The 21,825-nt window shown below is 70.3% G+C and carries 24 protein-coding genes and 1 riboswitch; of the genes, 14 read left to right on the forward strand and 10 right to left on the reverse strand.

Annotated elements, in window-relative coordinates; genetic code table 11:
• From SACGLDRAFT_RS18490 to SACGLDRAFT_RS18505, 4 genes are all read right to left on the reverse strand, one after another.
• Entirely contained in the window at window positions 1-1,485 is a 1,485-nt protein-coding gene (locus SACGLDRAFT_RS18490; protein WP_005466474.1) for a serine/threonine protein kinase, read from the reverse strand.
• 86 nt (window positions 1,486-1,571) lie between these two features.
• Window positions 1,572-1,778: a cold-shock protein gene (locus SACGLDRAFT_RS18495; protein ID WP_005466475.1), complete on the reverse strand. Its 207-nt coding sequence runs from the start codon at window positions 1,776-1,778 to the stop codon at window positions 1,572-1,574.
• A 153-nt stretch (window positions 1,779-1,931) separates the two neighbouring features.
• Window positions 1,932-2,525, reverse strand: coding sequence for an AIM24 family protein (locus SACGLDRAFT_RS18500; protein WP_005466476.1), 594 nt, complete (start codon window positions 2,523-2,525; stop codon window positions 1,932-1,934).
• Window positions 2,526-2,529: 4 nt separating this feature from the next.
• Window positions 2,530-3,207 (reverse strand): TIGR00266 family protein, encoded by a 678-nt coding sequence (locus SACGLDRAFT_RS18505; protein WP_005466477.1) that lies wholly within the window; start codon window positions 3,205-3,207, stop codon window positions 2,530-2,532.
• 75 nt (window positions 3,208-3,282) lie between these two features.
• On the opposite strand from SACGLDRAFT_RS18505, the gene moeA reads away from it, so the two are divergent.
• The 5 genes from moeA (at window position 3,283) to SACGLDRAFT_RS18530 (ending at window position 9,007) form a co-directional block, all read left to right on the forward strand.
• Complete coding sequence (moeA, locus tag SACGLDRAFT_RS18510; protein WP_005466479.1) at window positions 3,283-4,482, forward strand: molybdopterin molybdotransferase MoeA; 1,200 nt, start codon at window positions 3,283-3,285, stop codon at window positions 4,480-4,482.
• Between the two features lie 106 nt (window positions 4,483-4,588).
• The gene (locus SACGLDRAFT_RS18515) at window positions 4,589-4,849 is read left to right on the forward strand and encodes a GlsB/YeaQ/YmgE family stress response membrane protein (protein WP_005466486.1); all 261 of its coding nucleotides are present in this window, start codon (window positions 4,589-4,591) and stop codon (window positions 4,847-4,849) included.
• Between the two features lie 171 nt (window positions 4,850-5,020).
• A complete protein-coding gene (locus tag SACGLDRAFT_RS18520) occupies window positions 5,021-5,704 on the forward strand; it encodes a phosphatidylserine decarboxylase (protein ID WP_005466487.1) in 684 nt (227 codons plus the stop codon).
• A gap of 19 nt (window positions 5,705-5,723) precedes the next feature.
• Entirely contained in the window at window positions 5,724-6,713 is a 990-nt protein-coding gene (locus SACGLDRAFT_RS18525; RefSeq protein WP_005466488.1) for a CDP-alcohol phosphatidyltransferase family protein, read from the forward strand.
• Between the two features lie 47 nt (window positions 6,714-6,760).
• Window positions 6,761-9,007 (forward strand): AAA family ATPase, encoded by a 2,247-nt coding sequence (locus SACGLDRAFT_RS18530; RefSeq protein ID WP_005466490.1) that lies wholly within the window; start codon window positions 6,761-6,763, stop codon window positions 9,005-9,007.
• A 10-nt stretch (window positions 9,008-9,017) separates the two neighbouring features.
• On the opposite strand, the gene SACGLDRAFT_RS18535 is transcribed toward SACGLDRAFT_RS18530, so the two are convergent.
• Window positions 9,018-9,644 carry a LytR C-terminal domain-containing protein gene (locus tag SACGLDRAFT_RS18535; RefSeq protein ID WP_005466491.1) on the reverse strand — a complete coding sequence of 209 codons (627 nt, stop codon included), beginning with the start codon at window positions 9,642-9,644 and terminating at the stop codon, window positions 9,018-9,020.
• The gene (locus SACGLDRAFT_RS18540) at window positions 9,641-9,964 is read right to left on the reverse strand and encodes a DUF3263 domain-containing protein (protein WP_005466492.1); all 324 of its coding nucleotides are present in this window, start codon (window positions 9,962-9,964) and stop codon (window positions 9,641-9,643) included. Before SACGLDRAFT_RS18540 ends, SACGLDRAFT_RS18535 begins: the two co-directional genes overlap by 4 nt.
• Window positions 9,965-10,091: 127 nt before the next feature.
• Here SACGLDRAFT_RS18540 and SACGLDRAFT_RS18545 point away from each other — a divergent pair, with 127 nt between their 5' ends.
• The 8 genes from SACGLDRAFT_RS18545 to thiD (SACGLDRAFT_RS18580) all read left to right on the forward strand — a co-directional run bounded on the left by SACGLDRAFT_RS18545 (window position 10,092) and on the right by thiD (SACGLDRAFT_RS18580) (window position 18,329).
• Window positions 10,092-10,649 (forward strand): peptide deformylase, encoded by a 558-nt coding sequence (locus tag SACGLDRAFT_RS18545; protein ID WP_005466493.1) that lies wholly within the window; start codon window positions 10,092-10,094, stop codon window positions 10,647-10,649.
• A 105-nt stretch (window positions 10,650-10,754) separates the two neighbouring features.
• On the forward strand, window positions 10,755-11,702 hold the full coding sequence (locus SACGLDRAFT_RS18550; protein WP_005466494.1) for a S1C family serine protease: 948 nt from the start codon (window positions 10,755-10,757) through the stop codon (window positions 11,700-11,702).
• Between the two features lie 163 nt (window positions 11,703-11,865).
• Complete coding sequence (thiC, locus tag SACGLDRAFT_RS18555) at window positions 11,866-13,503, forward strand: phosphomethylpyrimidine synthase ThiC (RefSeq protein WP_005466495.1); 1,638 nt, start codon at window positions 11,866-11,868, stop codon at window positions 13,501-13,503.
• Window positions 13,500-14,348: a bifunctional hydroxymethylpyrimidine kinase/phosphomethylpyrimidine kinase gene (thiD, locus tag SACGLDRAFT_RS18560; protein WP_005466496.1), complete on the forward strand. Its 849-nt coding sequence runs from the start codon at window positions 13,500-13,502 to the stop codon at window positions 14,346-14,348. The genes thiC and thiD (SACGLDRAFT_RS18560) overlap by 4 nt, the downstream gene beginning before the upstream one ends.
• Before the next feature lie 395 nt (window positions 14,349-14,743).
• A complete protein-coding gene (locus tag SACGLDRAFT_RS18565; RefSeq protein WP_232284002.1) occupies window positions 14,744-15,502 on the forward strand; it encodes a CPBP family intramembrane glutamic endopeptidase in 759 nt (252 codons plus the stop codon).
• Window positions 15,503-15,511: 9 nt separating this feature from the next.
• Complete coding sequence (locus SACGLDRAFT_RS18570) at window positions 15,512-16,705, forward strand: sensor histidine kinase (protein ID WP_005466499.1); 1,194 nt, start codon at window positions 15,512-15,514, stop codon at window positions 16,703-16,705.
• Window positions 16,702-17,385: a response regulator gene (locus SACGLDRAFT_RS18575; RefSeq protein WP_005466500.1), complete on the forward strand. Its 684-nt coding sequence runs from the start codon at window positions 16,702-16,704 to the stop codon at window positions 17,383-17,385. The genes SACGLDRAFT_RS18570 and SACGLDRAFT_RS18575 overlap by 4 nt, the downstream gene beginning before the upstream one ends.
• A 110-nt stretch (window positions 17,386-17,495) precedes the next feature.
• Complete coding sequence (gene thiD, locus SACGLDRAFT_RS18580) at window positions 17,496-18,329, forward strand: bifunctional hydroxymethylpyrimidine kinase/phosphomethylpyrimidine kinase (RefSeq protein WP_005466501.1); 834 nt, start codon at window positions 17,496-17,498, stop codon at window positions 18,327-18,329.
• Between the two features lie 7 nt (window positions 18,330-18,336).
• On the opposite strand, the gene SACGLDRAFT_RS18585 is transcribed toward thiD (SACGLDRAFT_RS18580), so the two are convergent.
• The 4 genes from SACGLDRAFT_RS18585 to thiO form a co-directional block, all read right to left on the reverse strand.
• Entirely contained in the window at window positions 18,337-18,783 is a 447-nt protein-coding gene (locus SACGLDRAFT_RS18585) for a MarR family winged helix-turn-helix transcriptional regulator (protein WP_005466502.1), read from the reverse strand.
• Window positions 18,784-18,886: 103 nt separating this feature from the next.
• Window positions 18,887-19,687: a thiazole synthase gene (gene thiG / locus SACGLDRAFT_RS18590; RefSeq protein WP_005466503.1), complete on the reverse strand. Its 801-nt coding sequence runs from the start codon at window positions 19,685-19,687 to the stop codon at window positions 18,887-18,889.
• A gap of 1 nt (window position 19,688) precedes the next feature.
• Window positions 19,689-19,889, reverse strand: coding sequence for a sulfur carrier protein ThiS (gene thiS, locus SACGLDRAFT_RS18595; RefSeq protein WP_005466504.1), 201 nt, complete (start codon window positions 19,887-19,889; stop codon window positions 19,689-19,691).
• A complete protein-coding gene (thiO, locus tag SACGLDRAFT_RS18600) occupies window positions 19,867-20,997 on the reverse strand; it encodes a glycine oxidase ThiO (protein WP_005466505.1) in 1,131 nt (376 codons plus the stop codon). Before thiO ends, thiS begins: the two co-directional genes overlap by 23 nt.
• A riboswitch (TPP riboswitch) is annotated at window positions 20,993-21,096 on the reverse strand. It overlaps the preceding gene by 5 nt.
• A 47-nt stretch (window positions 21,097-21,143) precedes the next feature.
• On the opposite strand from thiO, the gene thiE reads away from it, so the two are divergent.
• A complete protein-coding gene (thiE, locus tag SACGLDRAFT_RS18605; RefSeq protein ID WP_005466506.1) occupies window positions 21,144-21,821 on the forward strand; it encodes a thiamine phosphate synthase in 678 nt (225 codons plus the stop codon).
• Window positions 21,822-21,825 lie beyond the last annotated feature (4 nt).

Below are 21,825 nucleotides of genomic sequence, written 5' to 3' on the forward strand. Positions count from 1 at the left end.
TCAGCCGCCCGGAACGATCGGGATGCTCGTCGGCGGCAGGTTGCCGTTCGGGGAGCCGGTGTCTCCCGACGGATACTCCCCGGTGGGGACGTTGCCTCCCGGCCCGATGGGAACGGACGGGATCGGCGAGCCCCCGCTGGGCGCCACGGGGTCCGTGTTCTGATTGCCGCCGTCCTTGTCGTCACCGGAGGTCAGCAGGACCACCACCAGGACCCCCACCCCGATGAGGGCCACGGCCGACAGAGCCCACACCCACCACGGCAGCGAGCTCTTCGACGGGCCGGAACCGTACTGCTGCGGCCCCTGTTGGTAACCGCCCGGCCCCTGCGGCATGGGCGACCCCTGGGGTGGTGTGCCGTAGGGCGAGGCCATCGGCGCCTGGTACTGCGGAGGGCCCGGCACCGGGCCCGTCCCGAAGCCCTGTTGAGGGCCCGGATTCGACATCGGTGGCTGCTGTCCCGGATATCCCGTCATGTGTGACTGCTCCCGTGGAGCCTGTTGCGGTGTGGCTGCGAACTGACCGGGAACGGGCCGCTGTCCTTGCGACGACGCGGGCCCACCCGGCTGGGTACCGAACGGCTGTACCGGTGCCCCTTCCCCGACTCGACCGTGTCCTTGTCGTGGGTCTCCCTTCGCCGCACCGGACTCGAGGGCCTTCCTCGCGGCCGCCACCAACTCGACGCAGTTGGCGTACCGATCCTCGGCCGACTTGGCCATCCCCTTGCGCACCACCGCGTCGATGGCGGGAGGTAGCGAGGGGACGAGCTGGGACACGGAGGGCACCTCGCCGCTCAGGTGCCCCTTGATCACCGTCTGCACGTCGCCCTTGAACGGGGGCTGTCCCGTCAGGCAGGCGAACAACATACAGGCGAGCGCGTACTGGTCGGTGCGGCCGTCCAGCGGCTCGCCGCGCAGGTGTTCGGGCGCCGCGTACGTCGGCGACCCCAGGAAGTCACCGCTGCGGGTGCGGTGCCCCGTCGTGCCTCGACGAGTCAGACCGAAGTCGGCGATGTAGACGTGTTCCCGCGCCGACTCGCGGCTGGTGACGAGAACGTTCGCCGGCTTCACGTCGAGGTGGACGAGGCCGCGCTCGTGCAACGTGTCGAGGGCGTCGGCGACCTGATCGAGCAAGCCGAGGGCCCGTTCGGGCTGCATCGGGTTGCCCGAGATGAGGCTCGCCAGATCGGAGCCGTCGACGAGCCGCATCGCGATGTAGAGCATCCCGTCGATCTCGCCGAAGTCGTACAGCGGCACGATGTTGGCGTGATCGATCGCCGACGTGTTGCGTGCCTCGTCGACGAATCTCTCGCGGAATTCGGCATCGGCACCCAGGTGCTCACCGATCACCTTCAGGGCCACCTTGCGTCCCAAACGCACATCGGTGGCCCTGTACATCACGCTCATGCCACCTCGGCCGAGCACACCGTCGATGCGGTAGTTGCCCAGCCGCCGACCTGTCAGGTCGGCCGACTCCTCGCCTGCCACAGAGCGCAGCCTAACGCCTGCATATCGGCCCCGGTGTCCGTGTCCGCGTCACGTGACCGTCTCCTCCCGGAACCGAATCACGAGCGTTACGAGACCTTACGGACGTCCGCGGCCTGACTACGGCCATCGCGCCCGGCCGTGATCTCGAACTCCACCCGGTCGCCTTCGTCCAGGGTCCGGAACCCTTCCGCCTGGATGGCGGAGTAATGTACGAAGACGTCGGGGCCGTCGGGAGACTCGATGAACCCGTAACCCTTTTCCGCGTTGAACCACTTGACCGTGCCGACAGCCACGGTGTCCTCCTCGTGCCAAACCAAACGCGGACAGCCGGTGTCTGCCGCGCTCCAAGCGACGATCACGCTACCCGAAGAACGCGCGGGAGCAATGGTCAATTAGCGGGAAATACGCGGCGTGAACGGTGCCCCACCCCGCTGCGGGCCCTCCCCCTACGTCCGAGGCCTGGTCTGTACCAGCACGGTTCCCGGCCCCGCCACGTCGAGAGCCAGCCCCGTACCGGTCTTGATCGACTGCGGTTCCGCCGGGTCGAGCGCCCGCAGCCTCACCTGCACGGTGTCGGGGAAAGCCAGGACGAACAGCGGGTTCACTGTTACCACCTCCCCCGCCTTCAGCGACAGGGCGTCGACGGGGCCCCGGCAGGCGAACACCAGCGGTCCGGTTCCACTGTAGTGCTTCAAGAACCCGGAATCGCCGCCGAAGAGCGTCTGGTGCGCGGGCCACGGGTGGTCGTGACGTACGGTGGCGGGCCTGGCCAACACCGCGTCGGAAGCCACCGACCAGCCGAGCTGCCCGCTCAGTTCCAGCGGGTACGCATCCCCCGGATGCCGGGGGGCGAGGTCGATCCAGCCTCCCTGGGCGGGGGCCGTGAAGATCGCGGGGCCGCGTCCCTTGCCCTTCCTGGACCGTGTGACCCCGAAACTGTGCGCGAGCACGGTGTCGGGATGGGCCTCCACGGCCTCGCCCCCGGCGAGGTTCACCCGAGCGATCCCGAACGCGGGAGTGTGCCGAGTTTGGACGTGCATCGGACTACCGGGAGGGCATCCGGGCCATCAACCACGCCACCAGCGCACTCGGGTTACGGGTCTGCGTCAGGATCTGCCCCGGTCCCGCGAAGTCGAACACGAAGCCCTCGCCGCTCTTCAGCGACTGGATGACTCCCTGCGCCACCTTGCGCAGCTGGGACTGCACGGTGTCGGCGTAGGCGACGACGTGGCCGGAGTCGATGGTGACGTACTCGCCCGGCTGCAGGGTCACGACGTCGATCGCTCCGTAGCAGGACACGAGCAACTGCCCCTGCCCCTGGGCGTGGGTGAGGAAGCCGCCCTCACCGCCGAAGAGGTTGCCGAAGCCACCCCACTTGGTCTCCAGGTGGATGCCGTACGAGTTGGCCAGCCACGATCCCCTGGTCACGCACCAGCCGACCCGGCCGTCCATCTCGATCACCCGGATGTCGCCGGGCAGCCCGCCCGCGACGTCCACCCAGCCCCCGTTGGGAGGAGCCGTGTAGGTCGACACGAACAGCGACTCACCCCCGAAGATGGCCCGACCGAGACCCTTCATGACGCCGCCCTGCGTGCTGGCCTGCATGTGCATGCCGTAGCTGGTGGCGACCATGGCCCCCGCCTCCACCTGCGCGGGCTCGTTGGGCGCGAGCAGCAGCCTCGCGACCGCGAAGGACGGCTGATGACGGATCTCTACCTGCACTGTGTCTCCCCTGTTCGTGCAAACTCCGGCGCCGAGAAGTTTGGCATGTGGCCTCGGGGAGGCGAGGATGGTCCGGTGATCTCCGTCGAAGAACACAGTGCGAGGGTCCGCGACGTGGTCGGCACTCGGCCGGTGGTCCGGCGCGCACTGACCGACTGCGCGGGGCTGGTCCTTGCCGAGGACGTCACCGCCGGCGTGCCGCTACCACCGTTCGACAACTCCGCGATGGACGGCTACGCCGTGCGCTCGGCGGACGTGGCGAACGCACGAAAGGACGCGCCCGTGGAGCTGCCCGTGGCGGCCGACATCCCCGCGGGTCGCACGGACGTTCCGGAACTCGCGCCGGGCACGGCGCACCGGATCATGACGGGGGCACCGGTACCGCGAGGCGCCGACAGCGTCGTCATGGTGGAACACACCGACGGCGGGACGCGAAGCGTGTCGATCTCCACCGCCGTTCCCGAGGGTGCCCACGTGCGTCGCGCGGGCGAGGACGTCGGGCGGGGAGACGTCGTCCTGCGTGCCGGAACGGTGTTGGGACCCGCGCAGCTCGGGCTCGCCTCCGCGGTCGGGGTCGATCGGCTTCCCGTGTTCGCGCCGCCGCGGGTCCTCGTCGTGTCCACGGGTACCGAGCTCGTCCACCCGCCCCGGCCACTGCGGCCCGGTCAGATCTACGAGTCCAACAGCGTGATGCTCGAAGCGGGTCTCGCGGCGCTCGGCTGCCACGTGGAGACCGTGCGCAGCGTCGCCGACGACGTCGCCGAGTTCCGCGCCGTCGTGGAACCGAAGCTGGCGGAGGCCGATCTCGTGGTGACCTCGGGGGGTGTGAGCGCCGGGGCGTACGAGGTGGTCAAGGACGCGCTCACCGACGTCGGTGTCACCTTCGGCAAGGTGGCCATGCAGCCGGGTGGCCCGCAGGGCTGCGGACGCTGGCACGGCGTGCCGGTGGTGACGCTGCCCGGAAACCCGGTGAGCGTGCTCGTGTCGTTCGAGGTGTTCGTGCGTCCGGCGCTGTTGGCCGCGCTCGGCCACGCGAACCCGGAACGCCCGCGCGCACGAGCCCGGCTGACCGAGACATTGCCGTCGCCGAAGGGCAAACGCCAGTTCCGGCGCGGCCGCTACTCACCGGGCGAGGACCGGGCGGTGGTGGCTCCGGTGGGCGGTCCGGGTTCCCATCTGCTGGCCTCGCTCGCCCGCGCCAACTGCCTCGTCGTCCTCGACGAGGAGACCACCGAGGCCCCGAAGGACTCGACGGTCGACGTCCTCCTCCTGTGAGGAGAAGAGCACGTCCGACGCCGCGAACACGGGACGCCGACCCGACCGAGATCCGTACACGTGTGCTTGCGTTGCGTGATCGACCACTGCTCTAGGCTCGCGCGGCATGGGTTTCTTCTCGTGGATCGTCTTCGGCGCGCTGGCGGGCTGGGCGGCCGGGCTGATCGTCGGAGCGGACCGGCGCCGCCAGGGCTGCATTCTGAACGTGCTGGTGGGCGTGGTGGGAGCCACGCTCGGCGGATTCATCTACCGGCTCGCCACGGGGGAGCGGAAGACCTTCGAGTTCGACTTCCCCAGCTTCGGGGTCGCCGTGCTCGGCGCCGTGCTCTTCCTGGTCCTGCTGGGAATACTCGAACGACGTCGATGACCGGGCCACGTGAGTGAGAGACCCCCTAACGCCGTACTCCTTGTAACGTTTTACGCACACCTCGTGACGACGCCTTTTCGGCGGCTTACCATCGACGGTCCGCGGCCGGGTGGCGTACGGCGTCGGGGGGCGGACGGCACCCGGCCCGTCCACTACGGGAAAATCGGCCTCATGAGCGCCAACCCGCTCGGCCACGCCGTGCGTCTCGTCCGTGAAACCCTTCCCCCGATGCATCCCGCCGGTCGCCCGTTCGTCGCGGGCGGCGCCGTCGCCACCCTTCTGCTGAGGAAGCTGTCACCTCGGCTCGGCCTGCTGGCCGGCCTGGGCACGCTGGCGACGGCAGCCTTCTTCCGGGAGCCCCGTCGCGTCCCACCGCAGCGCGACGACCTCGTCCTCGCGGCCGCCGACGGGCTGGTGTCGCTGATCGAGGAGGCGACCCCGCCCCCCGAGCTCGGCCTCCCCGACCGCCCGCTGACCCGTGTCAGCGTGTTCCTGTCCGTGTTCGACGTTCACGTCCAGCGCACACCCGTGCGCGGTACCGTCGAGAAAGTGGCCTACCGGCCCGGCAAGTTCCTCTCCGCCGACCTCGACAAGGCCAGCGAGGACAACGAACGCAACTCCGTGTTGCTGCGGATGGCCGACGGGCGCCGGCTCGTCGTGACCCAGATCGCTGGGCTTGTGGCACGGCGTATCGTCTGCGAGGTCGGTGAGGGCGATCACGTCGAGGCCGGTGCGACCTACGGGCTCATCCGGTTCGGCTCGCGGGTGGACACCTACCTGCCGCCCGGAAGCCGGGTGCTGGTCTCGAAGGGCCAGCGCACGATCGGCGGCGAGACCCCCCTCGCCGCGTTATGACGCAGTGAAGGACTGATAGATGTCCCGGACCACACCCGGTGTCAGGCTCCTGCCGAACGCCATCACGGTGCTGGCCCTGTGCGCGGGGTTGTCCGCCGTGCAGTTCGCCCTCGGCGGCCGGTACGGACTCGCGATCGGCGCCATCGGCATCGCGGCGATACTCGACAGCCTGGACGGTCGGATCGCGCGGCTGCTCGACGCGACCTCGAAGATGGGCGCGGAGCTCGACTCCCTGTCGGACGCGATCTCGTTCGGTGTGGCTCCCGCCCTGGTGCTGTACGTGTGGCTGCCCGATCCGGGCAAGTTCGGCTGGGTGGCCGCGCTGATCTTCGCCGTGTGCATGGTGCTGCGGTTGGCGCGGTTCAACACGCTGCTGGACGACACCGAGCAGCCGCCGTACGCGAGCGAATTCTTCGTCGGGGTCCCCGCCCCGGCCGGCGGGTTGCTCGCCCTGATGCCGGTGATGGCCACGCTGGAGTTCGGCACCGGCTGGTGGTCGAGCGCACCGGTGGTCTGGGTGTGGACGGTGGCGATCTCCGCCCTGTGCATCAGCCGCATCCCGACGTTGTCGTTGAAGCGGTTGCGGGTGCCGGCCAGGGCCGTGGCACCGCTGCTGGTGGTGGTGGGGCTCGCCGCCGCGGCGACGATCCAGTACCCGTTGCTCGTCCTGATGAGCGTCCTGCTGCTCTACCTGGTGCACCTGCCGTACGCGGTGCGCCGTTACCAGTGGCTGGCGAAGCATCCGGAGGCCTGGGACGTGCCCCCGAAGGAGCGCAGAGCCATCCGCCGGAACCGCACCCAGCGCCGACTCGGCCTGCGCAAGCCGCAGTTTCGCAAGGTCGCGGGTGCCGCCCGGCGTGCCGTGAAACGCCCCCGCGCGACCACGGCGCACGTGCCCAGGGTCTACCCGCCCGACCCGATCGGCGCCCCGCGCGGCCGCACCGACGACCGCGGGCCGCGCAAACGCAACTGGCGGCGGCGACTCGGCCTCCGCCAGGGCAAGGAGTGACGACCTGAAGCCGGAGAGCATCCGGTCGCGTGGCTAGAGTTAGGGCCGTGACGTCACCACAGCTCTCGCTGACCGTCCGCCACACCACGTCCGCGCTCGACTCCCGCCGGGGTGTCGTGCGACTCCATCCCGAGGTGCTCGACGCCCTCGGACTGCGGGCCTGGGACGCCGTGAAACTCACCGGAGCGCGGGTCAGCGCGGCGCTGGCCGCGGGCGCGCCCGAGGGCTCGGCCCCCGGCGTGGTGCTGGTCGACGACGTCACGATGGCGAACCTCGGGGTCTCGGAGGGCGCGGAGGTCGTCGTCGAGCCGTGCGAGGTGAGCGTGGCCCGCAGCGTCACGGTGGCCGGTTCCAAACTGGCCCGGATGTCGCTGACGCCCCACACGCTGCGGTTGGCGTTGCTGGGCAAGGTCTTCACCGTGGGCGACGCCGTGTCGCTGCTGCCCCAGGACCTCGCGCCGCCTCCGGGGTCGGACGTCTCCGCCGCGCGGGGCGCGCTGTCACGGGCGATCGGGGCGACGTGGACCACCGAACTGCTCACCATCACGGCCACCGATCCCTCGGGCCCCGTGGCCGTGGGGCAGTCGACCGTCGTCTCGTGGCGGGGGAACGCCCCCGAGCCCGCGGAACAGCGGCCGACCGCCACCTCCCGGACCACGGCGGCCACGAACGAGCGGGAGCCCCTCGACGTCGAGGTCGTCGAGGAGGCCGAGGGAGAGGAGGACACTCCCCCGCCCCTCACGGATCTCGCGGGCACCGAGTCCACGGCCCGCACCCTCTCCGAGTGGCTCGACCTCGCGTTCCATCGCCCCGACCTGCTCGACAAGCTCGGCACCTCGCCCCGGCTCGGCGTGCTGTTGTCCGGCCCCGAGGGAGTCGGAAAGGCGACGTTGGTGCGTTCCGTGGCACGCGCCGAGAAGATCAACGTGGTGCCGGTGGAGGCCCCCACCCTCGCGGTGTTGGAGCCCGACGCGGCGGTGGCCCGACTGACCGAGGCCCTGTCGACGGCGGCGAGGAAACAACCGAGCATCCTGCTGCTCACCGACGTCGACACGCTGCTGCCCGCCTCGCAGTCCCCTCCCGTGGCCACCGTGGTGCTCGACCGACTGCGTACCGCCCTCGGCCGCGCCGAGTTCGCCGTGGTGGCCACCACGGCACACCCCGAGTCGGTCGATCCTCGCCTGCGGGCGGTGGACCTGCTGGACCGGGAACTGCGGCTGGGGATGCCGGACGCGCGCACCCGGACGGAACTTCTCCGGGTGCTGTTGCGGGACACCCCGTTGGAGCCCGAGGTCGACCTGGGCGCGGTGGCCGAACGCACCCCCGGATTCGTGGCCGCCGACCTGGTGGCGTTGCGGCGGGACGCCGCTCTGCGCGCGGCCCTGCGGCACACCGACGACGAGGGCGAACCACGCGTGCGGCAGCAGGATCTGTTGGACGCGGTGGAGTCGGTGCGTCCGATCTCCATGTCCACCACCGACACGTTGGCCACCGGTGGCATCACGCTCGACGACGTCGGCGACATGGCGGAGGTCAAGCAGTCGCTGACCGAAGCGGTGTTGTGGCCGTTGCGGTACCCCGACTCGTTCGCGCGGCTCGGAATCGCTCCCCCACGCGGCGTCCTGCTCTACGGCCCTCCCGGCAACGGCAAGACGTTCCTCGTGCGGGCGCTGGCGGGTACCGGCGCGTTGAACGTGTTCTCGGTGAAGGGCGCCGAGCTGCTGGACAAGTGGGTCGGCGAGTCGGAACGCGCCGTCCGCGAGTTGTTCCGCCGGGCCGCCGAAGCCGCTCCCGCGCTGATCTTCCTGGACGAGGTGGACGCGCTGGCGCCCCGGCGCGGTCAGTCGAGCGACTCCGGCGCCTCCGACCGGGTCGTCGCCGCTCTGCTGACCGAGCTCGACGGCGTGGAGCCGTTGCGGGACGTCGTGGTGGTGGGTGCCACCAACCGCCCCGAACTGGTCGATCCCGCGCTGCTGCGACCGGGCAGGCTCGAACGGCTCATCTACGTACCGCCGCCGGACGCCGAGGCCCGTGCCGCGATCCTGCGGGCCGGTGCCCGCAACACTCCCCTGGCCTCGGACGTCGATCTCGACGAACTCGCCACCCAGCTCGACGGGTACTCGGCGGCCGACTGCGCCGCGCTGATCCGGGAGGCCGCACTGAGCGCCATGCGGGAGTCCCTGGAGGCCACCGAGGTGACCGCGCGGCATCTGGAGAAGGCCCGCGAGACCGTGCGGCCGTCGCTCGACCCCGCGCAGCTCGCGGCGCTGGAGGCCTACGCTCGCTCGCGCTGACCGCGAGGGGTCACTTCCGGGTGTCGGGCCCCGTGTAGTCCCGCGTGACGATCATGATGATGCCGGGGCTGGCGTCGGCGATGCCCTCGAAGCGGGGCTCGACGCGCATGCCGAAGGTCTCGCCGAGCGACTGCGCGATGGGCTCCTCGGGGGTGCCCGGCCGGTAGTAGATGGTGCTCACGGGGATGACGCCCTCGGAGTAGTTGCCGGTCTCGACGACGTCCCAGCCGAGCGCGCGCAGGTCGTCGCTCGCGTCCGCGGCCAGCCCCTTGATGGTGCTGTTGTTGTAGACCCGCACCGGCACAGAGTCATCGGAGATCGGCTGGTCCTCGACCTCACCGTCGTCGGAGCCGTCGGCGTCCGTGGAGTCGGCTGAGTCCGAGTTCTCGGAGTCGGGGTCCGCGTCGCCGGCTTCGTCACCCGTGTCGTCGCTCTCCTTCGGTGAGGAGTCCCCGGACTTCTCGCGATCCTTCTCGCCACGGGTCGGCTCGGCGGACGAGGTGGCGGCGACGTGGTCGGGTTCGTCGTCGCCCGAGACGAGCGTGATACCCCCGATGGCGGCCGCGACGACGGCGACCGCGAGCAACCCCAATCCGGTGGCCCGCATGGGCCTCGACACCCCATCGAAGATGCTCATGGCAGTTCAATCCCCAACCGCCGTGCCGCGCGGGTGCGCTGCCGGGAGGCTCGCACCTTCCGAAGCCGCTTCACCAGCATCGGGTCCGCACGCACGGCTTCCTGCTTGTCGATGAGCTTGTTCAGGATTTGGTAGTAGCGCGTGGGTGACACGCCGAACTGGTCGCGGATCGCCTGCTCCTTGGCACCCGCGTACTTCCACCACTGGCGCTCGAACGCGAGGACGTCCAGCTCTCGCTGGGTCAGTCCGACCTCGGGTTCGGCGGACCCGCCCTGCGAGGACGGTCGGCCATCCGGGGCCGGCGACTCCGCGGCGTCCATCTGGCTCCTCGTCGGCTCGGGTGAATCACCTGCTGCTTCCAACGTGCCATTAGATCACGAGTGACCCGCCTACGCGGGTAGCACGCCCGGCGCGTCAGGATGGTGAGGACCGCTAGGATGACGAGGCGTGACCGTTCACGCCATTCGCATCGCAGGCGACCCCGTCCTGCACCGGCCCACCCGCGAGGTCTCCACCTACGACGACGAGTTGGCCACGCTCGTCGACGACATGTTCGAGACGATGTACGCGGCGGAGGGCGTGGGCCTCGCCGCCAATCAGATCGGCGTGGACCTGCGTGTCTTCGTGTACGACTGCCCCGACGACGACGGGGTGCGACACAAGGGCGTCGTGGTCAACCCGAAGCTGACCACCTCCGAGATCCCGGAGACGATGCCCGACCCCGACGACGACTGGGAAGGGTGCCTGTCGGTGCCCGGCGAGTCGTATCCCACCGGCCGTGCCTCGTGGGCGAAGGTGACGGGCTTCGACGTCGAGGGCAACCCCATCGAGGTGGAGGGCACGGGCTTCTTCGCACGCTGTCTGCAGCACGAGACCGACCACCTCGACGGCTACATCTACCTCGACCGGCTGGTGGGCAGGCACGCCCGCGCCGCGAAGAAGATGCTCAAGGCCAACAAGTGGGGCGTGCCCGGCAACAGCTGGCTGCCCGGCGCCGAGGACTGAGCACGGCTTCTTCAGCCGACGGCGAACGCGGGATGCCCGGCGGGCTTCCCGGCGCACAATGACGAGGACAGGTCCGACGACACCCTCCGGACGGAGGAGGCGACCGTGTCCGACATCGACGACTTCCCCGACGCCAAAGGCACCGACGCGCTGGACGCCTACTCGCGGGTGGTGAGTTCGGTCGCGCGTTCGACGACCCCGCACGTCGCCAGTGTGCGGCTGGCTCGCGGGGGCGGTTCGGCGGTGGTGTACGCCGACGACGGCTACCTGCTCACCAACGCGCACGTGGTCGGCGGGTCCCGCCACGGCACGGCGACGTTCTCCGACGGTACCGAGACGGATTTCGACGTCGTGGGAGCCGATCCGCTGTCCGACCTGGCCGTGCTGCGGGTACGTGGCGGGGAGGCGCCGACAGCGGCCCGCTTCGGCGACGCCGACGACCTCGTGGTGGGACAACTCGTGGTGGCGGTCGGCAGTCCCCTCGGCTTCTCCGGGTCGGTCACGGCGGGTGTGGTGAGCGCGCTCGGCCGGGCAATCCCCATCCAGCAGGGCCGGGCCGCGCGGGTGATCGAGGACGTCATCCAGACCGACGCCGCGCTCAACCCCGGCAACTCCGGTGGTGCGCTCGCCGACGCCTCCGGGCGGGTCATCGGGATCAACACGGCGGTCGCGGGAATCGGGCTCGGTCTCGCCGTGCCCGTGAACTCCACCACGCGCAGAATCATCGACACGCTGCTCGTCGAGGGCCGGGTGCGCCGCGCCTACCTCGGGATCGTCGGGGTGCCCGCCCCGCTGCCCGACGACATGGCGGCACGCACCGGGCAGTCCTCGGGGCTTCGGGTCGTCGAGGTGATCGGGGGCGGTCCCGCCCACCGAGCGGGCATCCGGCCCGGCGATCTCGTGCTCACGGTCGCCCGCGAACCGGTGTCGGACGCGCAAGGCATCCAACGGCAACTGTTCGCCGAGGTGATCGGAACTCGACTGCCGGTGACCGTGCTGCGCAACGGCGCGATGGTCGACGTCTTCGCCGTCCCCACCGAGCTGGTGGGTTGAGTTGCACCTCGCCCGCATGGCATGGTCGTGGGGACAACTGAACGATGTCGCGGGAGCTCGCGCCTTGGCGGGCTGAGAGGGCGGCTGGTGTCCGTTCGCCGGGACCCGGTGCCGCCGACCGCATGAACCTGACCGGGTAATGCCGGCGTAGGGAGTGAGTTCTTTGACGGCGCAGCGTGCCGAAGTCAGCCCCACCATCACCACCGGGCCCATCACCGGATCACGCAAGGTCTACCACTCGACGGTCTCCGGGCTTCGGGTTCCGGCTCGGCGGATCGAACTCTCCAACGGGGATCACTTCGACGTCTACGACACCTCCGGCCCCTACACGGACCTAGAGGCCACTGTGGACGTCCATAAAGGATTACCTCGCCTTCGCCAGCCGTGGCACGAAGGAAAGGAACACAACACCCAGCTCGGCTGGGCGAAGGCCGGTGTGATCACCCCCGAGATGGAGTTCGTCGCGGCCAGGGAACGGGTCGATCCCGAGTTCGTGCGGGCGGAGGTGGCGCGTGGGCGCGCCGTGATACCGGCCAACCGCAGACATCCCGAGTCCGAACCGATGATCATCGGGAAGAACTTCCTGGTGAAGGTCAACGCCAACCTGGGCAACTCCGCCGTGTGGTCGTCGGTGGAGGAGGAGGTCGAGAAGATGGTGTGGGCCACCCGCTGGGGGGCCGACACGGTGATGGACCTCTCCACGGGCAAGCGCATCCACGAGACTCGGGAGTGGATCATCCGCAACTCCCCCGTTCCCGTCGGAACCGTGCCCATCTACCAGGCGTTGGAGAAGGTCGGCGGCGAACCGGCGAAGCTGTCGTGGGAGGTCTACCGCGACACCGTGATCGAGCAGTGCGAACAGGGTGTCGACTACATGACCGTCCACGCGGGAGTACTGCTGCGGTACGTGCCGTTGACGGCCGACCGGGTCACCGGCATCGTCTCGCGCGGCGGCTCCATCATGGCGGCGTGGTGTCTGGCGCACCACGAGGAGTCGTTCCTCTACACGCACTTCGCGGAACTGTGCGAGATCCTGCGTTCCTACGACGTGACGTTCTCCCTCGGTGACGGTCTGCGTCCCGGCTCGATCGCCGACGCCAACGACCGCGCCCAGTTCGCCGAACTGGAGACGCTGGGCGAACTTGTCCGCGTCGCCCGCGAGCACGACGTGCAGGTGATGATCGAGGGCCCCGGCCACGTGCCGATGCACAAGATCAAGGAGAACGTGGAGCTGGAGGAACGGCTCTGCGACGAGGCACCGTTCTACACCCTCGGTCCGTTGGCCACCGACATCGCACCCGCCTACGACCACATCACGTCGGCCATCGGCGCCGCCCAGATCGCCCGGTACGGCACCGCGATGCTCTGTTACGTCACGCCGAAGGAGCATCTGGGACTGCCGAATCGGGACGACGTGAAGACCGGCGTCATCTCGTACAAGATCGCCGCGCACGCCGCCGACCTCGCCAAGGGCCACCCGTACGCCCAGCAACGCGACGACGCGTTGTCGAAGGCCCGCTTCGAGTTTCGCTGGAACGACCAGTTCAACCTGTCGCTCGACCCGGACACCGCACGCGCCTTCCACGACGAGACGCTCCCGGCCGAGCCCGCCAAGACCGCGCACTTCTGCTCCATGTGCGGCCCGAAGTTCTGCTCCATGCGCATCACGCAGGACGTCCGCGCCTACGCCGAGGAACACGGACTGACGAGCACGGAGGCCATCGAGGCCGGTATGCGGGAGAAGTCGCGAGAGTTCGTCGACCGCGGCGCGGCGGTGTACCTGCCGGTGGTGGACCGGTGACGGCGACCCCCAGGACCGCACTCACCGTGGCGGGCTCGGACTCGGGCGGTGGCGCGGGTATCCAGGCCGACCTGCGGACGTTCTTCGCATGCGGGGTTCACGGGATGACGGCTCTCACGGCGGTCACCGTGCAGAACTCGGTGGGGGTCCACGGGTTCACCGAGATCCCTCCCGACGTGGTGGCCGCGCAGATCGAGGCCGTGGCCGGCGACATGGGAGTGAACGCGGCGAAGACGGGCATGCTCGCCACCGCGGAGATCATCTCAACAGTTTCCTCCACTATGGACAAAGTGGGCATCGGGCGTGGGCAGTCGGTGCCACTCGTCGTGGACCCCGTCGCGGCGTCCATGCACGGCGATCCCCTGCTACGCGACGAGGCTCTGGAGGCCATCCGCACGGAGCTGTTCCCCAGGGCCACGCTGGTGACCCCCAACCTCGACGAGGTACGGCTGTTGACCGGGATCGACGTCACCGACGCGGCGAGCGCGCGCCGGGCGGCGGAGGCCCTGCTGGCGTTCGGTCCGCAGTGGGTCCTCGTCAAGGGCGGTCACCTGAGCGACAGTCCGCGCTGCGTGGACCTGCTGTCCGACGGCACGCACGTGGTGGAGTTCGAGGGGCCGCGCTACGACACCCCGCACACCCACGGTGGCGGTGACACGCTGGCCTCGGCCATCACCGCGCATCTCGCCAAGGGGCTCGGGGTGCTCGACGCGGTGGCGGCGGGCAAGAAGTTCATCGAACGATGTGTGTTCGAGTCCTACCCGCTGGGTGCGGGAGTCGGCCCGGTCTCGCCGTTCTGGCGACTCGGGCCCGACCTCCCCTCACCGGTCCGACCCGAACTCTGAACCGCGGCCACCCGTCAGCGGCGTGGGAACACCCCACGCCGCTGACCACGGGCCGAGGACCGCCGTCGGACGGCTCGTTGACCACGGTGGCCCGTTCGGAGCCCGGCTCCCGCACCACCACCATCGACGACCCGCCACCGCCGACTTCCCGAAACCCCGGCCGCCTGCCGGACCCGCGCTGACGTCACACAGCACTGGCTTGTCCCCCGTGAGAGCTACACGGATCGTCCGCTCGCTGGTGATTCGCCGACGTCGGTGCGCTTCTAGCGTTTCCGGTGGGCCGCCAACCGCGCGGCCGTGGTCAACCGGAGGTCACCATGCACACGATGTCGGTCGCGGATACGGATCAGCAGGCTGGGCGAGCGAACCGCCTCTTGCGGTTTCCGATCGTCTGGATGTTGGTCGGGATAGTCGGTGTCGGCGGGGTGTCGGCGCTGTCCTCGGGTGGGTCGCCGGTGCTGGCGGTCATGGGCGCGGTTGCCTCGGTCGCCGTCTACTGGGTGGTCATGCGTTACGTCGCGCGGCGGAGCACGCCGGAGATCGCGAGGTCACGAGCCGGGATTCAGGCGTTGCTCGGCATCGGGCTCGGCGTCGCGTTCATCGCCGCCTCGATGCTCATGGTGATCAGCGAGTTCTCGTTCAGCGTGGCGTCCGGGAGTGTCATGGCGACCGTGACGAGCATCGCGGCGGTGCAACTCGGCGCGGCGGTGACCGAGGAACTGCTCTTCCGCGGCCTGCTGTTGCAAGGACTGGAACGGCTGTGGGGCAGTTGGGTGGCGCTGGCGATCAGTGCGGTGCTGTTCGGTGCCATCCACCTGGCCAACCCCGGTGCCACGTTGTGGACCGGGTTCGCGATCGCCGTCGAGGCCGGGGTCCTGATGGGCGCCGCGTTCCTGTGGCTGCGCAGCATCTGGGCGGTCGTGGGCCTGCACTTCGCCTGGAACACCGTCGAAGGACTGCTCGGCGTCCCGGTCTCGGGTCACACGTCGCCGGGTTTGCTGATCACCGAACCGACGGGCCCGGAGTTGCTGACCGGCGGCCAGTTCGGCTTCGAGGGGTCGATCATTCCCGTCATCGTGAGTCTGCTGTTCGCTCTGCCCATGCTCATCGCCGCTCACAAGCGCGGCAACCTCGTACCCATGCGGCGGCGCTAAACTCGCCGAATGCTTGCCAGCGCGGCATCCCGCCTCAGCACCGCACTCAGCGGGTGGCGTGACCTTCCACCCTCCATAAAAGACAGTGTGTTGACGGTGGTGGTGACCGTGCTGGCATTCACGCCGACCGTCGCCCACATCGGGCCGGAGATCGGCGACCTCCCCCGGCACGAGCCGGGCGGAGTCGGCGCGGTGGTCGGTGTGGCGCTGACGCTGGCGATGTGTCTGCCGCTCGCGCTACGCAGCCGCATGCCGGCCGTGTGTCTGTCGGTCATCGGTACCGCGTTCGCGATCAGTCAGGTGTTGGGCTACCCGGAGACGTTCGGCAAGGTGGGGATTCTCCTCGCGTTGTACGCCGCCGGCGCGCACCTGGCGCGGCTCCGTCGGACATTTGCCGCGGTGCTGACCGCGGGTTATGCGGTGCTCGCCGTGGCACTGCACAACCTCGGCTCGCCGCAACGGTTTCCGGATTTCGTCGCGTTCTATCTCGTGTTGGTGGTGATCTGGTTGGCCGGCACCGGCATGCGTCGATGGCGCGCGGAAGAGGCCGAACGTAGACGCCTGGCTGCCGAGGTGGCCGCGGCCACCGAACGGGCACGCATCGCTCGGGACCTGCACGACGTGGTCACCCATCACGTGACCGCGATGGTGGTCCAGGCCGACGCGGCGCAGTTCCTGCTCGACTCCGCGCCGGAACGAGCCGGGACGGGCCTGCGCGCCATCAGCGACACCGGACGCCGGGCGTTGACAGAGCTGCGGACCCTGCTCGGCGTCCTCGAAGCCACAGGCGAGTCCGGGACCGCGGAGCGGACGCCCGCCCTGGGAAAGATCGCTGACCTGGTCGAACGGGCCCGGCTGTCCGGACAGCCCGTCGAGTGGACCGAGCAGGGCGAGCAACTACCGCGGTCCGTCGACGTGGAACTGGCCACCTACCGCGTGGTACAAGAGGCGCTCACCAACGCGCTCAAACACGCGACCGGAAAACCGACCAAGGTCATGGTCCGACACGGCGAGGACCACGTCGAGGTCGAGGTGATCACTCTCGGTCCCGCGGTCGGCGACCCTGCCACCCCGTCCGGTGGCCGAGGCCTGACAGGTCTCCGGGAGCGGGTGCGAATGCTCGGCGGGGACCTGGTTTTCGGCGGCCTGCCCGACGACGGCGGCTTCCGCGTCCGGGCCATGATTCCGGGGAGCCCCGCATGACCGAGCCGATCCGGGTGCTGATCTGCGAGGACCAGGAACTGGTACGCACCGGGTACGTCACCATCTTCTCCGCGCAGCCCGACATCGTGGTCGTCGGCGAGGCGGCCGACGGCCGCGCGGCGGTGGAGGCCGCACGGCGGCTGCGCCCCGACGTGATCGTGATGGACGTCCGCATGCCCGTTCTGGACGGCATCGAGGCGACCCGCCAGCTGACCGGTCCCGGCGTCGAGACACCGGTGAAGGTGCTGGTCGTCACCACGTTCAACGTCGACGAGTACGTGTACGAGGCACTGCGCGCCGGCGCCAGCGGGTTCCTCCTCAAGGACACGCCGCCGGCGCGGCTGGTCGACGGCGTCCGCACGATCGCCCGTGGCGACTCCCTGCTGGACCCCGCGGTCACCCGAAACCTGATCGGCCACTTCGCCGAACGGCTCCGCCCCACCGACACCTCCCGCCCCGAACGAGAAGCCGTCGTGCGGGCACTGACTCCCCGCGAGCTGGAGGTGCTCGAACACCTGGCCGCCGGCCTGTCCAACGCCGAAATCGCCGCGGAACTGGTCATCTCCACCGAGACGGTGAAGACCTACGTGTCCCGAATCCTCACCAAACTCGACCTGCGGGACCGCGTGCAAGCAGTCGTCCTCGCCTATCGGACCGGCCTGGTGTCCAACACGGGCTGACACCCGCCACCTCTCGGGCACGCGTCCTCGGCGGCCCCGGTCCGCACTGCCCGTGCCGGGACGGCCCGCCCTGGCCGAGTGCCGTCCGACGAGTCGGGGACACTGGAGGGATGAGCGACAACCGACCCCCGTCCGCGCTGACCATCGCCGGTTCCGACTCCGGTGGGGCCGCCGGGCTCGAAGCCGACCTGCGCACCTTCCTCACGTGCGGGGTGCACGGGCTCGTGGCGGTCACGGCGGTGACGGTGCAGAACACGCTCGGTGTGCACGACCGCTCGGACATCCCACCCCGGATCGTCGCGGGCCAGATCGAGGCCGTCGCCGCCGACATGGGCGTCGACGCGGCCAAGACCGGGATGCTCGCCTCGGCCGAGATCATCGAGGCGGTCGCGGCGGCATGCGAACAGGCGGGCATCGGGGGCGACGCGGGGATTCCGTTCGTCGTCGACCCGGTCGCGGCGTCCATGCACGGACATCCGCTGTTCGACGACGCGGGGCTCGCCGCACTGCGGGAGCTGCTCCTGCCGATGGCTACGGTGGTGACACCGAACCTGGACGAGGTGCGCCTGCTCACCGGCATCGAGGTCACTCGCAGGGAGCAGATGCGGGACGCCGCCGTGGCGCTGCGGGAGCTCGGGCCGCGGTTCGTGCTCGTGAAGTCCGGGCACCTCATCGACGACCCCGAGTGTGTGGACCTGTTGTTCGACGGCACGGTGTTCACCGAACTGCCGGGCCCACGCCACGACACGCCGCACACCCACGGCGCAGGTGACGCGATGGCCTCCGCGTTGACCTCGGGGCTGGCGCGAGGCATGAGCGTGCAGGAGGCCGCCAGATTCGGCAAGTGGTACGTCTCGAACGCCGTCCGCCACTCGTACCCGATGGGCGCGAAGGTCGGCCCCGTCTCCGCGTTCTGGCGTGTCGCCGAGGAGGAACGCGACTAGCCGCCGGTCAGTCGCGGGACCGTTCGTCCTCGCCCAACAGCGCCTCCAACGCGGGGACGCAGGCGGCGAGCGCCTTCCGGTGTTCGGGGGAAAGCCGCTCGATACGGGCGCTCAACTCCTGGACACGGGTCGCACGCACCTCGGACAGCAAACGCTTCCCCTCAGGGGTGAGCGCCACCAGCCATGCCCTGCGGTCGACCGGATCGGGCTCGCGGTGCACGTAGCCGCTGTCGACGAGTGCCGACACGATGCGCGACATCGTGGCCGCCGCGACGCCCTCCCGCGCCGCGAGGTCGCCCAACCGCATCCGACCGCAGGCCCCGAGCGTGGACATGGCCGAGATCGCTCCGTGTCCCGGCCCGGACGGGCGGGCCTGCCTCAGCGAACGCGACAGCCGTCCGATGATGAGGAACAGTCTGGCGGGTACGTCGGACGGCTCGGTCGGCTCGGTCACGTCGGGCTCCTTCTGTTCGCGCCTGGCCGGAATCGTCGAACACCTTACGGCCGAAAAGCGCGACATTTCGAACACCCCTCGCCGAAGGGATCTCGAACACGCCTCATCGGGGAGGGCTGGAGGCCTGCGCCCAGAACCTCTTCGGAATCCGCCCCGCCCGCCGGGCGAGCCTGCCCGCGATCACGGCCTCCCGCATGGCACGCGCCATCCGCTCGGGGTCCTGCGCCCGCGTGACCGCCGTCGACAACAGCACGCCGTCGCAGCCCAACTCCATGGCCAGCGCCGCGTCGGAGGCCGTGCCAATGCCCGCGTCGAGGATGATCGGCACCCCCGCCCTGGCCACGATCAACTCGATGTTGTGCGGATTGCGGATGCCGAGCCCCGTGCCGATGGGCGAGCCCAACGGCATCACGGCCGCGCACCCGGCCTCCTCCAGTCGCAGGGCCAGCACGGGATCGTCGTTGGTGTAGGCCAACACGGTGAACCCGTCGGCGACCAGGCGTTCGGCGGCCTCCAGGGTTTCCACCGGGTCGGGCAGCAACGTCCGGTCGTCGGCGTGGACCTCCAGCTTCACCAGGTCGGTGCCGAGTGCCTCGCGCGCGAGCTGCGCGGTGAGCACGGCTTCGGCCGCGTTGCGGCACCCCGCGGTGTTGGGCAGCAACCCGATTCCCAGTCGCCGGAGCAGGTCCAGCACACCGGAACCGCCCTCGGTGTCGGCCCGCCGCATGGCGACGGTGGTCAGTTCCGTTCCCGACGCGACGAGCGCGCGTTCCAGCACGCTCAGGTTGCTCGCCCCGCCCGTGCCGAGGAGCAGCCGGGAGGTGAACTTGTGGCCGTTGACGACGAGCTGGTCGTCCTCGCCGGTGACCGCGACCGGCGTACCGGAGTCGGTGGACGTACTCATCTCAGCCTCCCTGCACTGCGGTGAGGATCTCCACCGACGCCCCGTCGGCGACCACCGTCTCCGCCCAGTCCGCGCGACGGACCACCTCGCCGTTCACCGCAACGGCGACGCCCCTGGCAACGGCGGACACCGCGGCCAACACCTCGGCGACCGTGCTGCCGTCGGGCAGTTGCCGGCTCTCACCGTTGACGAACACCCGCATCGACGCGCTCCTCACTCGTGTTCCTGTCCGCTCGTGCCTTCTCCGTGCCGTTGGGTGCCGCCTCCCCCGCCAGCCAGGCCAGCACGGCGTCGGCCGTGACGGGTGCCAGCAGCAGGCCGTTGCGGTGATGTCCCGTCGCCGCGTACACGCCGTCGCGAAGCGGCCCCAGATACGGCACGTTGTCGTCGCTTCCCGCGCGGAGTCCGGCCGTGGTCTCGATCAGCTCGTACTCGGCCACGCTCGGAAACACGCGCTCGGCCGCCTCCAGCAACTCCCGGACCCCGCGCGCCCGCACTCCGGTGTCGAAACCGGCTTCGTACTGTGTCGCTCCGACCACGAGGGAGGAATCATCCCTCGGCACCAGGTACACTGGGCGGCCCTCCACCACGGCGCGAACCGTGTGCCGGGGAGGCGGCAGGGTGCCCCGGCGCGCCCGCAACCGCAGGATCTCCCCCTTCAACGGGCGCACGGCCGTCGCGAGTTCGGGATGGAGGCGGCCGCTGTGGGCGCCGGCGGAGAGCACCACGGCGTCGAACCGACGTGTCCCGGATTCCGTGGTGACGGAATCGCCGGTCAAGCTCACGGCGGGCTCGGCGACGAACTCGGCCCCGCGCTCCCTCGCCGCCGACAGCAGCGAGCGCAGCAACCGACGGTTGTCGACGAACACGTCCCCCGGCACGAGCAACCCCGACCGTACCGATCCCAGCCCCGGCTCGGTACGACGCAGCTCCCTGCCGGTGACGAGCGTGGCCCGCCTGCCGATCCCGGTCAGGTACCGGGCGAGAATGTCCAGCTGGTCGGCGTCGGCGTGGTCGAAGGCAGCCACGATCGTGCCGTTCGTGGACAGCCCGCAGTCGAACCCCTGCTCCCGCAACGCGGCCGCGAAGTCCGGCCAGCGGCGCAGCGACTCCTCCCCCAGCTCCAGCGCGGCTTCCTCACCCGGCCACGCCTCCGCGACGGGCGCGAGCATACCGCCCGCCACCCACGAGGCACCGCCGCGCGCGGGCACGGGGTCGAAGACGGTGACGCGGTACCCGGCGGAGGCCGCCTTCCAGGCGACGGCGAGGCCGATGACACCGGCCCCGACGACCGCGAGGTCTGCCTTCACGAACGATCACGCTCCCTGCGCCGGCATGACCCGGATCAGGTTCCACGGTCGGAGCACTCGCTCCCTCTCAGCCCTTCGCGGGCTCCCGTGCGGACGCCCGCCAGCCTACCCCGCCCGAACGGCACGGTCGTACTACGGTGGGCGGCATGCCCGGTCTCGACGGTGATCAGATCAGGAAACGCCTCGACGAGGCACGGCTCTACCTGTGCACGGACGCCCGCGCCCACCGTGGCGATCTCGCCGAGTTCGTGGACGCCGCGCTCTCCGGCGGCGTGGACATCGTGCAGTTGCGCGACAAGACCGGCGGCGCTCCCCTCGAAGCGGCGCGGGAGATCGAGGCCTTGGAGGTCCTTGCCGAGGCCTGCGCCCGCCACGGCGCGCTGCTCGCCGTCAACGACCGCGCCGACGTGGCACTCGCCGTCGAGGCCGACGTACTGCATCTCGGACAGGAGGACCTGCCGGTGGCCGTCGCCCGACGGATCGTCGGGGAGACCCCCGTGATCGGCCGCTCCACCCACTCGCCGGAGCAGGCGCGGGCCGCGGCCACCGAACCCGGCGTCGACTACTTCTGCGTTGGCCCCTGCTGGCCCACGCCCACCAAGCCCGGAAGGCCCGCTGCCGGTCTCGACCTCGTGCGCACCGTGTCCTCCGAGTTCGAGACCACGCGGCCGTGGTTCGCCATCGGCGGCATCGACGAGACGCGACTGGACGAGGTGGTGGCGGCGGGAGCTCGCCGGATCGTCGTGGTGCGGGCCATCACCGAGGCCGACGACCCGGCGGCAGCCGCGCGGGCCCTGCGCGAGAGCCTCACGCGCGCGGCCTGAGGAC

Origin of the sequence: Saccharomonospora glauca K62 (assembly GCF_000243395.2) — a bacterium.
Lineage (GTDB): Bacteria > Actinomycetota > Actinomycetes > Mycobacteriales > Pseudonocardiaceae > Saccharomonospora > Saccharomonospora glauca.